This window comes from Citrobacter sp. C5_2, from assembly GCF_014596845.2.
Classification (GTDB): Bacteria; Pseudomonadota; Gammaproteobacteria; order Enterobacterales; family Enterobacteriaceae; genus Citrobacter; species Citrobacter werkmanii.
This window is the reverse complement of sequence record NZ_CP115032.1, coordinates 3,421,309-3,436,487: the sequence shown is the minus strand read 5'-3', so window position 1 is coordinate 3,436,487 and position 15,179 is coordinate 3,421,309. Positions and strand designations below refer to the sequence as shown.

Genomic DNA, 15,179 nt, shown 5'->3' with positions numbered 1-15,179 from the left:
GTTATTGTGTTTTTTACTACAGGTCGAACTCAATACTTAATAATGGCGCGTGTTGCTGCGCACCATAAACATCATTGTCACCAATGTTGCCGGAGATAATATCGCGCGGCATGACAATTTTTACGGCATTTGCTGGGTCAAACCAGACAATATTATGAATAAAGTCAGGTTTGACATTATACAAACCAGCAATAAGTTGTGGCGTTAATTGTTCTGAACGCTTCACTCGCTGATAATCTTCACGGGTTTTAAATAAAATATCTAAAACCAGTTCGTACGGCCCGGCATTTTTGGAACGAATGACTTGCGCCAGCGAACAAATTGAGTGTTTCATGCCTGAACTCCTTCTGGCGTCACCTGTTCAATGTGGAAATCAAAACGCAGCGCATCGCTCGCTTCAATCAGGTGATAGATCGAGAACTCATACACCGGTCCACTCTGAATATCGGATGGTGAGAACGGGAAGGCGAGGTTGCCCGCGGTCGCAATGCGATTTTCATAACCGTAGTGCAGCAGGGTAGAGCGCACCAGCGAGCAAACGCTGTTGGCGATATCCTGCGTCGGCGCGACGACGTCCAGCAAAATCCCCAGTTCATGACCGGCGGTTTTCATCGGCTCATGGTTGCCCATCACACCGTTCTTACCGTACAGGTGGAACGTCATACGGATACTGTCGTCATTCAGCGAGAGGTTACGCTTAACGCTGGCCTGTACCTCTTCGAGAATAGTGTCAATTCCGGCAATCATGATCGGGTCGCGCGTTCCGGCGATGGTCAGGCAGCGGAAGCCAACCTGACGTGCGCCTTCCAGTTTCAACGCATACGGCGTTTCTTCATGACGTGAACCGCTGACATACACTTCGCCCTCGTTAACCTGGGTGAAAGTGCACGCTTTCAGGTTCAGCACGCCGCCTGGCCCCGGCAGGAAGTACGGATCGGACTTCTCATACAGGGTGTGCGCCGCCGCGGAAGTTTCAGTGAACTTACGCTTGGGATTGAACGCTTTCAGCGTAAAGCCGTTGTCGTCAATGATCCCCATCGCACAATCTGAGCCAGAGCCAGGGGTGGCGGCAATGGCGGCACACTCAAGGATCTTACCGCAATGAAGCGCCAGACCTTCATCAAAGCCCTGCATAATCGGCAGCGCGGCGAAGCAGGCCGGATCGTAGGCTCGTCCGCCCAGTACCACCTGCGCACCGGCTTGCAGCGCGCGCTGGAATGGCTCGACGCCCATCTGCGCGACAATGTAGGTGCTGTCTTCAATTGCCTCGTGAGTCAGTTCAGGCACAAAATCGAGCGCGGTGATTTTGCCGTTATCCAGCGCCTGATGAACGATTTCTTTGTCAACATCAGACGGGATGAGCGCCATGGAGAAGGACAGTTTTTCTTCCTGGGCAATCTCATGGATTATCTGGCGACACCACTCCAGATGCGGAGCGGCGCCTGAACCACCGGCCGTGCCAATCACTACCGGGATGTTGTTCTTAACGCCTGCTACGATCATATAGCGCAGATCGCGTTTCACTCCGGCCCTGTCGGTAAAAGGTTTACCCGCCCCCAGGTAGTGAGGGCCAGGATCGGAGGAACCTGCGTCAACAGCAATAAGATCCGGTGACTCTTCCATGGCTTTACGAAAACTCTCTTCCGGGAAGCCATAACCCAGGATAGCCGTAGGCGATAAGATCTTAAATGTGCGTGCCATCTCTTAATCCTTAGTTTGCAACAGCGCGATGGTGCGGTTCATTTCGTTAAACACGATGTTGAGACCTTCATCGAAACCCATACCTGGTTTGACCAGCATGCGCATAGGACGCGCAGCCAGCGCGACGTGTACGCAGGTGCGAGCACTGATTTCCGTTTCGTTACAGGTACCGCCCTGATAGGCTTCCATCGCGTGTTTGTTGCAATACAGCACTGCGTCAACGATGTTGTGAATACCGCCCAGATCCGGGGTTTTGATCTGCACCATGTGGCAGCTGCCCGCATCGGTGAAGTCCACAATGTCCTGATAGGTGTTACACCACTCATCCGCAACGATTTTCACGCCGGAACCCAGACGGGTCAGCTCTTTGGTAATGGCGGTTAACATGCGGATCTGATCCGGCTTGTTACCGGCATCCACCGGACCTTCAATGTAGAGCGGCAGGCCCTGAGCTTCCGCTTCCAGGCTGGCGATGTATTCAGCGCAGCGCACCGGATCCATATCGAAGATCAGACCGATAGTGCCATAGACATCAATGTGCAGCGTCGGGTGATAACGCTCGCTGGTGCGCAGGGTTAAGATGCGATTAGACAACCAGCGCACATACTCACGCAGCTTTTCACCTTTAAAGCCCAGCTTCTCTTCCACGTTGTTGATCAACGCGTGCGGCAGAACGTCCACGCCTTTAAGGATCATCTTGTCGACGGCGATATAACGGTCATCACCACTCTGACCAAATAATGGAATGGCTTCCGGGACGCATGGCAGTTGCCACTCGTCGCACACCACTTCAGTTTTCAGACGGCCGGTCGCCAGCGCCGCCGCGTCGAGCAGTGCCTGAGAAAGACCGTAACGGACGGCGGTATGCAGCAGATGGCCATCGATACGCAACTGATCAAAGAAGCGGGCGTTTGGCAGGAAAGCATCCACGTCACGGCCTTCCAGCAGCGGCTTGATATGATCGTTGAGGAAAGGAATAAAGTTTTCAGCCAGGAACAGCGGGTCGCGACCGCCTGCGCCTGAATATTGCACCGCAGCACAATCGCCTACCGCCACTGCGCCGTTTTCCAGAACCAACTGCACAGAAACGCATTCACCCGCCTGGCGGACAGAGGTAAAGCCAGGCGTTACCGGGGAGCCGGTATAGATAAACCCGTCATGACCGGCACCGTTTTTGATGGCCTGCTGATCGTCAAAATAAAATGAGGAGTAGCCAGCGGTGAAAAGGGCCTGTTTAATTTTCATTATGGTCTTCCTATTAATTTACTGTGGGATACGGCGTTGATGTCATCAATGACCATCTGGAAAGAAGGTTTACGGCCTTCGAAATGCGCGCGCTCTGCGACGTAGTCGTGGTGCAGGGCGAGAATGTCTTTCGGTAGCGGAACAGCGCCGGCTTCGAGAATACGGATGGCGCCTGTGTTGTCGCGTACCGGCAGAATCTTCCCGGCGTTACAGGCGGCAGGGGCGAAAGGCACATCCAGCACGCCTGCTTCAAAGGCCAGCACCGTACCGCGTGCAATATCGCCATTGCCGAGTTCAAAGACTTTTTTCAGCACCGCGCGGACTTCGCTCTTGATCAGCTCGACTTCCTGTTCCACGGCTGCGCACTGCGGGAATTTCTGGTCGCTGACCATGTTGAGCATCTGGCGTGATGCTTTAAGACCCTGAGCGTTAGCGGCCGCTGTTGGGATACCGAACGCTTCGTGCGGGCTTTTGGTGATCACTTTTGTTGCGCCCGACATACCGGCAACCGCTGCGCCCCAGGCGATAACGGAGAAGGCTTTCGCTTCATCTTCCGGGAACCCGCCCATCCACTGGTGGAAAACGGTGCTCAGCTCGTAATCGTCGAAGCCGTGGTTATGGAAGTATTCGTGGGACAGCTCACGCAGCGCCTGAATAGCGGCAATATCCTGCGTCAGGCTACCGACCTGACCGTAGCCGACGGTGATTGACTTCACGCCCTGTTCCAGCGCCAGCAGACCTTCAATAATCGCAACTGAGTGGGACATAAATGGTGGGATCAGGGTGCCGGTCAGCGGACCAAACGGTTCGCGGTTGATGCGAATACCGTTCTCTTCATACAGACCCATCAGACGATCGCAGTACTGCCAGTCGCGGATGGATTTTTCCAGGGTGACGCGTTTGGCATAAGGGATGTTGTAAGAGATACCGCCGCCTTCGTAGCTGGTAAAGCCACTGGCCATGGCGATTTCTGCCAGCAGGCGCGCGTCCGGCGTACCGTGGCGAACCTGGATCGGTTTTTCCAGCGACTCAGTCATACGGCGGCAGGCAGCAACCCCGTGATTGACGACCGGTAAACCATTCAGCTTGGAAGTCCCTGCTTCGATGGATTTCTGGATCCCGACAGCGGCTTCTTCATAGCGGTTCAGACGGGTGTAGGCATCAATAGTACTTGGCAGGAGGTCGCACTCTTCCTGCAACGTTTTGAGCAGCGCAATATGCTCGTCCATTAACGCCACGCCTGCGCGCGGTTGGCTCAGGGTTCTACCTTCCTGATCGGCCTTCAGCAGGGCAAGGGAGAAGCGCTTTTTATCCGGAATTGATTGCTGGTACTTCACGCCATCTTCGAAGTTCTCAACGTCTTTACCGGTTTCCCAGGTTTGCAACACCTGATGCCTTTCGGTCATGAATTCGTCATGGGTCAATTTTTTATTTCGAAGTTCCATTCGTAGCTGCCTTTAGTTTTGTAGGGTTAAACACTGAATGCTGGTGCGAGCAGCGGCTTGCGGGTACAGCCTGGCGACATTTGCCAGTAGAGGGAGCAGGCCATTTGAATCGCGGTAATACTCAAACTGGTTCGGTAACAGAATTCTTTTACCCTGGTCGTCCAGCTCCCGGTATTTGAGCCAGTTATGGATATCGAACTGGCTGGCGCGAGAGAGCCATCCACCTGAACCGACGACTTTGCGTACGGTGGTGAGATCGCGACCCATCTGTAAATCCACGTTACCCACGCAGGTGCAAACCTGCTTTTTAGTGCCCGCGTGGCGCTCAGCGGCATAGCCCACGCATAAACCTGCCAGCAGAGTGTCGAAATATTTCTCCTCCTCGCTGAGTGGCAGGTAATCCGGCTGCCCAACCAAATGACGCAGGTAGCGGTAAAACGCTTCCTCGCGCTGCGGCTGTTGGGCGAAGATGACTTTCACCATTTCCTGTGTGCTTTCTCCCACCACGACGGCGGAAACGCGCATTCCCAGGTCGCCTTCAACGGTACGTTTGACGAAAGGTTCTGGAACGCCATGCAGGACGGTATCGGGGGAGAGGGTATTCGCGCTGGCCGAATAGACATCCGTGGTGGCTCCGCCCATATCAATCAGCATGAATTCCTTCCATGCGCTGTCGTAATCGCTAATGGCTTTGACTAACTCATATACCGTCCATGGCGTCGGCATTGGCTCTTCGCCTGTTTCACCGACAATGACATCCAGACCTTTGCCTTTCACAATGCGCGACAAAAACACATCACAAATCGCCTGGCGTGCGGCAAACGGATTCGGGTGATCGAGATCGGGCAGAATGTTGTCTACCGTGGTCAGATCCTTGTGTCCGAGAATCGTTTGTATTTCATCCTGAATGTCTCGGTTTCCTGCGTAGATAATGGCGCAGTCCAGCTTCGAGTCTGCCAATGCACGCGCATTCGCCAGACCATAGCTTTCTTCTCCACCGTCTGTACCGCCGGTAAATAACAGGATGTCCGGTGGTGATGATTCCAGCTCCTGTATGTCATGACGGTTCAGCTTGTACGAATAATATTGCGCGATTTTCGCTCCTGCCGAATGGGCGGTAACTTTTGCCGATTCCAGCGTAATGGAAGGCACCAGCCCCATCGCTGCAACGGCGAGCCCACCTTTAGCCGAGGAGGAGTATTTCAACTGCACTTCACCACTTTTCAGTAACGGGCGAGCATCGGCAACATTCAGCACCTGATTCAGGCTGGCAAAAAAACCGTCTGCCAGATGATGTGTGGTGGTTGGGGTCAGGACATGGTTTACCAGGGTTAACTCCTCGCCTTCATGGGCGAAGAGGGCTGCCTTGGTCCAGGTCGAGCCGATATCGACAGAAACTGTTTGCATCAGATAGCCTCTTCCAGGCAACGCTGTTCGAGGCCATTGTGTTGGTGAATATCATTGGCGATAAGCGCGCAGACATCTTCCAGATCGTGGCTGGGGGCGAAGACGCGGTTAAATCCCATCTCTTTAAACTTCACTTCCACATCGGCGAAGTCATGTTTGCCTACAACCAGGTTGCCGCCGACGTAGAGCAGAATGTCACCGAGTCCGCGTTCGATGCAGCGTTCACGTAACCCGAGGCAGTCGATGTCACCATGTCCGTAAATAGAGGACACCACGATGGCATCGGCGCCTGTTTCGATCGCGGCATCGATATATTCATCCTGACTCACCATCACCCCGAGGTTGATTACGTGAAAATCATGCGCAGTAAAAACGCGATCCAGAACTTTATTGCCTACTGCATGGCAGTCAGCACCGATAACGCCAATAACAAGTGTAGATTTTTTCATGGGTAATCCTCTGTAGGGCTGATGGTCAATAAGTGAAAATACTTTTCTAATATTCAGAGCTTGGATTGTGACAACCTTTTAATAGGGTTGGAGTTTCTGTGGAAGAGAAAAAGGAAGCAATTGATCTATTTTCAAAATATCCTGACAAAAATGATTGTTATATTTATTACCATAAAAATGTGTTTTTAATCATGTGGTTACTATGTGTTTTTTGTTCTGGTTTTAATTTTTTAGAAAATCGAGTAATAAATAACTTGCCATGTTTGTGATCAAAATCTTATTTTGTTGGGCGCGTCATTCAGGTAACAATTTTAATAATTTCAAAAATTCCCTTCACTAAATAACTTGTGAACAACCTAACGGTTTTTTATTTATTAATCTTATATGTCACAATTATTCCTTTGTTAAATTTAGGATAAAAATGATAATGAATTGTTTGTGGCATATTTAATCTTTGCCATAGAAGCAAAGACGCGACGTGAACGATAACTTATGGTGATGACAAAAGTGACAGGCGGACTTTCTGCGCCAGAACGCTCAATGCAATGCGTTGGCCAATGGGGAGCGTTTCCGCTTCCAGTTGAGATAGTTACATCACGGTGTTAATTATAAGTAAAAATAAAATGAATAATTTGTATTAAATAACTATTCCACGCCTTGCTAAACAAAAAACTGTGAGCTACCCAGCAATAGTGACTCTTTATCTGCTGGCAATTTTATTTGCCTGGTCGGTTAAAAGACCGTGTAGATTTAAATAAATATCCTATCATTTATAGTAACGACAAATACTCATTGAAAAACATGTTGTTAACATGGTGTTCACTAGTCATCGTAGTGTTAAACACCATTAACAACAAATTTGAAAATTGATTTAAATCAAAGTTTAAAACTTGGAAAACATCGTCAAAAGAGGTTAAATTGCTGCAGATCAAATTGGTCTGAAAGTGGTAAATTAGCTATAAATTGATCACTATCGAAAAATGCAAATTTGTCTCGATAAAAACCTGTTTATTGTAAGGATTTTACGGCGTAATATAATTGCGGGATCAATTTGAGTGTTTTATTAACATGTTTGTAACCTTTCATCATTGTCTTTTCTTCAAATGAGAAGAATGAACGGCGGCGGAAGGAAGCAGATAAATTTGTATTGGGGCATGCGTGTGACCCTTTCTAACGGGGTTCACTCTCGGAGTCTTCATGCGATGAGCAAGGAGTCATGATGTTAGATATAGTCGAACTGTCGCGCTTACAGTTTGCCTTGACCGCGATGTACCACTTCCTGTTTGTGCCACTGACGCTCGGTATGGCGTTCTTGCTGGCCATTATGGAAACGGTCTACGTCCTTTCCGGCAAACAGATTTATAAAGATATGACCAAGTTCTGGGGCAAGTTGTTTGGTATCAACTTCGCTCTGGGTGTGGCTACCGGTCTGACCATGGAGTTCCAGTTCGGGACTAACTGGTCTTACTATTCCCACTATGTAGGGGATATTTTCGGTGCGCCGCTGGCTATCGAAGGTTTGATGGCCTTCTTCCTCGAATCCACCTTTGTAGGTCTGTTCTTCTTCGGTTGGGACCGTTTGGGTAAAGTCCAGCATATGTGCGTCACCTGGCTGGTGGCACTGGGTTCTAACCTGTCCGCATTGTGGATTCTGGTAGCGAACGGCTGGATGCAAAACCCAATCGCCGCGGATTTCAACTTCGAAACCATGCGTATGGAGATGCTGAGCTTCTCCGAACTGGTGCTCAACCCGGTTGCCCAGGTGAAATTTGTTCACACGGTGGCATCAGGGTATGTCACTGGCGCGATGTTCATTCTTGGCATCAGTGCTTATTACATGCTGAAAGGCCGTGACTTTGCGTTCGCAAAACGCTCCTTCGCGATTGCTGCCAGCTTTGGTATGGCGGCTGTGCTGTCTGTTATCGTGCTGGGTGATGAATCCGGTTACGAAATGGGCGACGTACAGAAAACTAAACTCGCCGCTATTGAAGCTGAGTGGGAAACTCAACCTGCTCCTGCTGCGTTTACCTTGTTCGGTATTCCCGACCAAGATAAACAAGAAAACAAATTTGCGATTCAAATTCCTTATGCGCTGGGCATCATTGCCACCCGTTCTGTTGATACACCGGTCATTGGTCTGAAAGACCTGATGGCGCAGCATGAAGAGCGTATCCGTAACGGGATGAAGGCGTATCAGCTGCTGGAAGAATTGCGTGCGGGGTCGACCGATCAGGCTGTTCGTGACCAGTTCAACAGCATGAAGAAAGATTTGGGTTATGGTCTGCTGCTGAAACGCTATACGGACAACGTCACCGACGCAACCGAAGCGCAAATTCAACAGGCAACGAAAGATTCTATCCCTCGCGTTGCGCCGCTGTATTTCGCTTTCCGTATCATGGTGGCGTGTGGCTTCTTGCTGCTGGCCATTATTGCGCTTTCCTTCTGGAGCGTCATTCGTAACCGTATCGGTGAGAAAAAATGGCTGCTGCGTGCCGCGCTGTACGGTATTCCACTGCCGTGGATTGCTGTAGAAGCAGGTTGGTTCGTCGCCGAATATGGCCGACAACCATGGGCAATCGGCGAAGTATTACCAACGGCGGTGGCAAACTCATCGTTGACAGTAGGCGATCTGCTGTTCTCCATGATCCTGATTTGTGGCCTGTATACCCTGTTCCTGGTGGCAGAATTGTTCTTAATGTTCAAGTTTGCACGCCTCGGCCCGAGCAGCCTGAAAACCGGTCGCTATCACTTTGAGCAGTCCAATGTGACTTCTCAGCCGGCACGCTAAGACAGGAGTCGTCAAATGATCGATTATGAAGTATTGCGTTTTGTCTGGTGGCTGTTGGTCGGCATTCTGCTGATTGGTTTTGCGGTCACTGATGGCTTCGACATGGGGGTGGGCATGCTCACCCGTTTCCTCGGTCGTAATGATACCGAGCGTCGAATTATGATTAACTCCATCGCCCCGCACTGGGACGGTAACCAGGTTTGGCTCATCACCGCGGGTGGCGCTCTGTTCGCTGCCTGGCCGATGGTGTATGCCGCTGCGTTCTCTGGTTTCTATGTGGCGATGGTTCTGGTACTGGCGTCTTTATTCTTCCGTCCGGTCGGTTTTGATTACCGTTCCAAGATTGAAGACACTCGTTGGCGTAACATGTGGGACTGGGGCATTTTCATTGGTAGCTTTGTTCCGCCGTTGGTCATTGGCGTGGCGTTCGGTAACCTGTTGCAGGGCGTACCGTTCCATATCGATGAGTACCTGCGTCTGTACTACACCGGTAACTTCTTCCAGTTGCTGAATCCGTTTGGTCTGCTGGCAGGTATCGTGAGCGTTGGAATGATCATCACCCAGGGCGCGACCTACCTGCAGATGCGTACGGTTGGTGAACTGCACCTGCGTACGCGTACCACCGCGCAGGTAGCGGCGCTGGTGACTCTGGTCTGCTTCGCGCTGGCCGGCGTGTGGGTGATTTACGGTATTGACGGTTATGTTGTGACCTCTGCAGTGGATCATCATGCCGCCTCTAACCCGCTGACCAAAGAAGTGGCGCGTGTTGCTGGCGCATGGATGGTGAACTTTAATAATGCACCTATTCTGTGGCTGGTTCCTGCACTGGGCGTGGTTCTGCCGCTGTTGACCATCCTGACTTCTCGTATGGAGAAAGGGGCATGGGCGTTCGTCTTCTCCTCACTGACGTTAGCCTGCATCATCCTGACTGCCGGTATCGCAATGTTCCCGTTTGTGATGCCATCCAGCACCATGATGAACGCGAGTCTGACCATGTGGGATGCGACTTCCAGTCAGCTGACGCTGAACGTGATGACTTATGTGGCACTGGTGTTTGTACCGATCATTCTCATCTACACCACCTGGTGTTACTGGAAAATGTTTGGTCGCATCACCAAAGAAGATATTGAACGTAACACCCATTCTCTGTACTAAGTAAGGAGCTAAATATGTGGTATTTCGCATGGATTCTGGGAACGCTTCTTGCCTGTGCATTTGGGATAATCACAGCCCTGGCGCTTGAGCACGTTGAATCAGGCAAAGCCGGACAAGAAGAAAGCTGATGATCAACCTTATCGCGATGGTTTATGCGGTAATGGACAAGCGCCCCTTGCGGGCGCTTTCCTTTGTGCTGGCAATCGTGTTGGCTGGCTGCATATTCTGGGACCCGTCACGTTTCGCGGCCAAAACCAGTGAGCTTGAAATCTGGCATGGTTTTCTGCTGATGTGGGCTGTCTGCGCTGGCATCATTCACGGCGTTGGCTTTCGTCCTCGCGCGGTGCACTGGCAGGGCATCTTCTGCCCGCTGATCGCGGATATCGTCCTCGTTGTTGGTCTGATTTTCTTCTTCTTTTGAATAAGAAACATCCTTAAATATTTATGGGCTTGCATAAGCCCATAATTTTTTACTCTCCGTTTACTTTCCCCCATTCCAAAGCACCATTCCCGCGCGTATAGTAGCGAAGTTTGAAAGCACTAACCTTTTGTTGCATTACCGGGATGTACAGTGAAGACAGCGCGATATACAACGACATTCTTGATGCATCGCGGCGGCAAAAACGCGAGTCACCAGGCGCTTACCAGGGTAAGCAACGGGTGTGAGTGGACGAAGCCAACAAAGAGGCAGTAAGAATGAATAAGTATATGTTTCGATGGCCGGTTCGTGTCTACTATGAAGACACTGATGCCGGTGGGGTGGTTTACCACGCCAGCTACGTCGCTTTTTATGAAAGAGCACGCACAGAGATGCTGCGTCATCATCACTTCAGTCAGCAGGTGCTGCTGGCAGAGCGCGTAGCCTTTGTGGTGCGCAAGATGACTCTTGAGTATTTTGCGCCTGCGCGGCTCGACGATATGCTCGAAGTCCAAACCGAAATTACGTCAATGCGTGGCACCTCATTGGTTTTCACGCAACGCATTGTCAACGCAGAGAACACCGTGCTGAATGAAGCCGAAGTTCTGATTGTTTGCGTTGATCCACTCAAAATGAAGCCTCGTGCGCTTCCCAAGTCTATTGTCGCGGAGTTTAAGCAGTGACTGACATGAATATCCTTGATTTGTTCCTGAAGGCAAGCCTTCTGGTTAAACTTATCATGTTGATTTTGATTGGTTTCTCAATCGCATCCTGGGCCATTATTATCCAGCGGACCCGTATTCTGAATGCCGCTTCACGTGAAGCAGAAGCATTTGAAGACAAGTTCTGGTCTGGTATTGAGTTGTCACGCCTGTATCAGGAAAGTCAGGGGCGTCGTGATAATTTGGCGGGATCGGAACAAATTTTTTATAGCGGATTCAAAGAATTTGCGCGTTTGCACAGGGCAAATAGCCATGCGCCGGAAGCGGTCGTTGAGGGGGCATCCCGTGCGATGCGAATCTCTATGAACCGTGAACTGGAAACGCTGGAAACGCATATTCCATTCCTCGGCACCGTCGGCTCCATCAGTCCGTATATCGGTCTGTTCGGTACCGTTTGGGGGATCATGCACGCGTTTATCGCGCTGGGCGCGGTAAAACAGGCAACGCTGCAAATGGTCGCACCGGGTATCGCGGAAGCGTTGATTGCGACGGCTATCGGTCTGTTTGCGGCAATCCCGGCGGTTATGGCTTACAACCGACTGAATCAGCGCGTGAACAAGCTGGAACTGAATTACGACAACTTTATGGAAGAGTTTACCGCGATTCTGCACCGCCAGGCGTTTACCGTTAGCGAGAGCAACAAGGGGTAAGCCATGGCCAGAACGCGTGGACGAGGTCGTCGCGAACTTAAGTCCGAAATCAATATTGTACCGCTGCTCGACGTACTGCTGGTGCTGCTGCTGATCTTTATGGCAACCGCGCCGATCATTACCCAGAGTGTGGAAGTCGATCTGCCGGATGCGACCGAATCGCAAGCCGTCAGCAGTAACGACGAACCTCCGGTCATTATTGAAGTTTCCGGTATTGGGCAATACAGCGTGGTGGTTGAAAAAGATCGTATGGATCAACTGCCGCCGGAGCAGGTTATTGCGGAAGCGAAAAGCCGCCTGCAGACCAATCCGAAAACGGTCTTTTTAATCGGTGGTGCGAAAGACGTGCCTTATGATGAAATAATTAAAGCGCTGAACTTGTTACACAGTGCAGGCGTGAAATCGGTTGGCTTGATGACGCAGCCAATCTGATGTCTGCGTATTGCTGGCTTGAAAGATAGCGCGTAACAGGCGAACAGTTTTTTGGGAACCGAGAGTGTCAAAGGCAACCGAACAAAACGACAAGCTCAAAAGGGCGATAATTATTTCAGCGGTGCTGCATGTCATTTTATTTGCAGCGCTTATCTGGAGTTCGTTCGATGAGCACATTGATGCTTCAGCCGGCGGCGGTGGCGGTTCGTCCATCGACGCCGTTATGGTTGATCCTGGCGCCGTTGTGCAACAGTACGACAGGCAGCAGCAACAGCAGGCAAGTGCGAAACGTGCAGAAGAGCAGCGTGAAAAACAGGCGCAGCAACAGGCTGAAGAACTTCGCGAGAAACAGGCCGCTGAGCAAGAGCGCCTGAAGCAGCTGGAAAAAGAACGTTTAGCCGCGCAGGAAAAAGTGCGCGAACAAGCGGAACAGCAGAAACAGGCTGAAGCTGCCGCCGCGAAAGCGCAAGAGCAGCAGAAACAGGCTGAAGAAGCTGCGGCGAAGGCTGCTGCAGACGCGAAGGCCAAGGCGGATGCACAGGCGAAACAAGCGGCAGATGCCGCGAAGAAAGCCGCTGCGGACGCACAGAAAAAAGCTGAGGCTGAAGCCGCTAAAGCCGCCGCTGATGCGAAGAAAGTTGCCGAAGCACAAGCCGCTAAGGCTGCCGCAGACGCCGCGAAGAAAGCCCAGGCTGAAGCCGCTAAGCAAGCTGCAGCAGAAAAAGCTGCCGCCGAAAAAGCAGAAAAAGCCGCTGCCGCAAAAGCAGCTGCTGCTGAAAAAGCGGCGGCTGAAAAGAAAGCCGCTGCGGAAAAAGCCGCTGCAGACAAGAAAGCTGCCGCTGACAAAGCTGCTGCTGACAAGAAAGCTGCGGCAGATAAAGCCGCTGCAGCGAAAAAAGCGGCTGCTGAGAAGGCCGCTGCGGCCTCGGGCGTTGACGACCTGTTGGGTGACTTAAGCTCTGGTAAGAATGCGCCGAAATCAGGTGGTGGAGCGAAAGGAAACGGTCAGCCGGCGAAAGATAGTGGTACAAGTGGTGCAAATGGCGGCGCATCTGGCGCTGATATCAGTGCTTACGCCTCTCAAATTCGTAATGCGATCCAGAGCCGTCTGTATGGTGCTGATTTGTATGCGGGCAAATCTTGCGTACTACATATCAAGTTAGCACCTGATGGTCTGTTACTGGATGTGACCGAAGAGGGCGGCGATCCGGCATTGTGCCAGGCTGCGCTGACGGCTGCGAAAACAGCCAGAATTCCTAAACCGCCTAGCCAGGCTGTTTATGAAAAAGTAAAAGATGCCAAACTGGACTTTAAACTGTAATAACAACCCCTGAGAAATCGGGGGAAACAGTCTAAGGTTGAGACAGAGTTCTGGTAGTTTTGTGTATTTGAGTTTGTTAACATTCTGCTAAATTATCGTGGGCGTTCCGTCCAGATAAGGGAGATATGATGAAGCAGGCATTACGAGTAGCATTTGGTTTTCTGATGCTGTGGGCAGCAGTGCTGCATGCAGAAGTACGTATCGAGATCACCCAGGGGGTGGACTCGGCACGCCCGATTGGCGTTGTCCCATTCCAGTGGGCAGGGCCGGGTGCTGCACCTGAAGATATCGGTGGTATCGTAGGCGCTGACCTGCGTAACAGCGGTAAATTTAACCCATTAGACCGTTCTCGTCTGCCGCAGCAGCCGGGCACCGCGGCGGAAGTTCAACCTGCTGCATGGTCTGCGCTGGGTATTGATGCCGTCGTGGTCGGGCAGGTAACGCCGAATCCGGATGGCTCCTACAGCGTGGCTTATCAACTGGTAGATACCGGCGGCGCGCCGGGTACCGTACTGGCGCAGAACACCTATAAAGTGAACAAGCAATGGCTGCGTTACGCGGGCCATACTGCCAGTGACGAAGTATTTGAAAAACTGACCGGTATTAAGGGCGCATTCCGTACCCGTATCGCGTATGTTGTCCAGACCAACGGCGGTCAGTTCCCGTACGAATTACGCGTGTCCGACTACGATGGTTACAATCAGTTCGTGGTTCACCGTTCTCCGCAGCCGCTGATGTCTCCGGCGTGGTCTCCGGACGGTTCAAAACTGGCTTACGTAACCTTCGAGAGCGGTCGTTCTGCGCTGGTTATTCAGACGTTGTCTAACGGCGCTGTTCGTCAGGTCGCTTCTTTCCCGCGTCACAACGGCGCACCTGCGTTTTCTCCGGATGGCAGCAAACTGGCGTTTGCCCTGTCTAAAACCGGTAGCCTGAACCTGTATGTCATGGACATTGGTTCTGGTCAAATCCGTCAGGTGACGGATGGTCGCAGCAACAACACTGAACCTACCTGGTTCCCGGACAGCCAGAATCTGGCCTTTACTTCTGACCAGGCCGGTCGTCCGCAGGTATACAAAGTTAACGTCAACGGCGGTGCTCCGCAGCGTATTACCTGGGAAGGTTCGCAAAACCAGGATGCGGATGTGAGCAGCGACGGTAAATTTATGGTAATGGTAAGCTCGGCTAACGGTCAGCAACACATTGCCAAACAAGATCTGGTAGCGGGTGGCGTACAAGTTCTGTCGTCAACGTTCCTGGATGAAACGCCAAGTCTGGCACCTAACGGCACTATGGTAATCTACAGCTCTTCTCAGGGGATGGGATCCGTGCTGAATTTGGTTTCTACAGATGGGCGTTTCAAAGCGCGTCTTCCGGCAACTGATGGTCAGGTTAAATTCCCTGCCTGGTCGCCGTATCTGTGATAATAAATAATTGATTAATAAAGGA

Annotated in this window: 15 protein-coding genes; 9 read left to right on the top strand and 6 right to left on the bottom strand. The window is 51.4% G+C overall.

Translation table 11 applies throughout. The annotated features are described in order from the left end of the window. Positions 1 to 16 precede the first annotated feature (16 nt). From ICA20_RS16835 to glmS, 6 genes are read right to left on the bottom strand one after another with little or no spacing between them, the layout of a single operon-like run. Entirely contained in the window at positions 17 to 334 is a 318-nt protein-coding gene (locus tag ICA20_RS16835) for a DUF4387 domain-containing protein (RefSeq protein ID WP_006685446.1), read from the bottom strand. Further along, positions 331 to 1,701, bottom strand: coding sequence for an acyclic terpene utilization AtuA family protein (locus tag ICA20_RS16830; protein ID WP_038638923.1), 1,371 nt, complete (start codon positions 1,699 to 1,701; stop codon positions 331 to 333). The genes ICA20_RS16835 and ICA20_RS16830 overlap by 4 nt, the downstream gene beginning before the upstream one ends. A gap of 3 nt (positions 1,702 to 1,704) precedes the next feature. Further along, a complete protein-coding gene (locus tag ICA20_RS16825; protein ID WP_038638925.1) occupies positions 1,705 to 2,946 on the bottom strand; it encodes a methylaspartate ammonia-lyase in 1,242 nt (413 codons plus the stop codon). Next, on the bottom strand, positions 2,946 to 4,391 hold the full coding sequence (locus ICA20_RS16820; protein ID WP_038638927.1) for a methylaspartate mutase subunit E: 1,446 nt from the start codon (positions 4,389 to 4,391) through the stop codon (positions 2,946 to 2,948). The genes ICA20_RS16825 and ICA20_RS16820 overlap by 1 nt, the downstream gene beginning before the upstream one ends. A 12-nt stretch (positions 4,392 to 4,403) precedes the next feature. Beyond that, a complete protein-coding gene (glmL, locus tag ICA20_RS16815) occupies positions 4,404 to 5,798 on the bottom strand; it encodes a methylaspartate mutase accessory protein GlmL (RefSeq protein WP_038638930.1) in 1,395 nt (464 codons plus the stop codon). Next, the gene (glmS, locus tag ICA20_RS16810) at positions 5,798 to 6,247 is read right to left on the bottom strand and encodes a methylaspartate mutase subunit S (RefSeq protein WP_038638933.1); all 450 of its coding nucleotides are present in this window, start codon (positions 6,245 to 6,247) and stop codon (positions 5,798 to 5,800) included. The genes glmL and glmS overlap by 1 nt, the downstream gene beginning before the upstream one ends. 1,219 nt (positions 6,248 to 7,466) lie before the next feature. Here glmS and cydA point away from each other — a divergent pair. The 9 genes from cydA (at position 7,467) to tolB (ending at position 15,154) form a co-directional block, all read left to right on the top strand. Beyond that, the gene (cydA, locus tag ICA20_RS16805; RefSeq protein ID WP_038638936.1) at positions 7,467 to 9,035 is read left to right on the top strand and encodes a cytochrome ubiquinol oxidase subunit I; all 1,569 of its coding nucleotides are present in this window, start codon (positions 7,467 to 7,469) and stop codon (positions 9,033 to 9,035) included. 15 nt (positions 9,036 to 9,050) lie between these two features. Continuing rightward, on the top strand, positions 9,051 to 10,190 hold the full coding sequence (cydB, locus tag ICA20_RS16800; RefSeq protein ID WP_038638939.1) for a cytochrome d ubiquinol oxidase subunit II: 1,140 nt from the start codon (positions 9,051 to 9,053) through the stop codon (positions 10,188 to 10,190). Between the two features lie 14 nt (positions 10,191 to 10,204). Further along, positions 10,205 to 10,318, top strand: a complete 114-nt coding sequence (cydX, locus tag ICA20_RS16795) for a cytochrome bd-I oxidase subunit CydX (protein ID WP_061381940.1) — start codon at positions 10,205 to 10,207, stop codon at positions 10,316 to 10,318. Between the two features lie 2 nt (positions 10,319 to 10,320). After that, complete coding sequence (gene ybgE, locus ICA20_RS16790; RefSeq protein ID WP_160956255.1) at positions 10,321 to 10,611, top strand: cyd operon protein YbgE; 291 nt, start codon at positions 10,321 to 10,323, stop codon at positions 10,609 to 10,611. 275 nt (positions 10,612 to 10,886) lie between these two features. After that, a complete protein-coding gene (gene ybgC, locus ICA20_RS16785) occupies positions 10,887 to 11,291 on the top strand; it encodes a tol-pal system-associated acyl-CoA thioesterase (protein WP_003831439.1) in 405 nt (134 codons plus the stop codon). Then, complete coding sequence (gene tolQ / locus ICA20_RS16780) at positions 11,288 to 11,980, top strand: Tol-Pal system protein TolQ (RefSeq protein ID WP_003022976.1); 693 nt, start codon at positions 11,288 to 11,290, stop codon at positions 11,978 to 11,980. The genes ybgC and tolQ overlap by 4 nt, the downstream gene beginning before the upstream one ends. Positions 11,981 to 11,983: 3 nt before the next feature. After that, positions 11,984 to 12,412, top strand: a complete 429-nt coding sequence (gene tolR, locus ICA20_RS16775) for a colicin uptake protein TolR (protein ID WP_003022978.1) — start codon at positions 11,984 to 11,986, stop codon at positions 12,410 to 12,412. 64 nt (positions 12,413 to 12,476) lie between these two features. Continuing rightward, positions 12,477 to 13,733 carry a cell envelope integrity protein TolA gene (tolA, locus tag ICA20_RS16770; RefSeq protein WP_038638946.1) on the top strand — a complete coding sequence of 419 codons (1,257 nt, stop codon included), beginning with the start codon at positions 12,477 to 12,479 and terminating at the stop codon, positions 13,731 to 13,733. A gap of 128 nt (positions 13,734 to 13,861) precedes the next feature. Beyond that, entirely contained in the window at positions 13,862 to 15,154 is a 1,293-nt protein-coding gene (gene tolB, locus ICA20_RS16765) for a Tol-Pal system beta propeller repeat protein TolB (RefSeq protein WP_038638949.1), read from the top strand. The last annotated feature ends 25 nt before the right edge of the window (positions 15,155 to 15,179 follow it).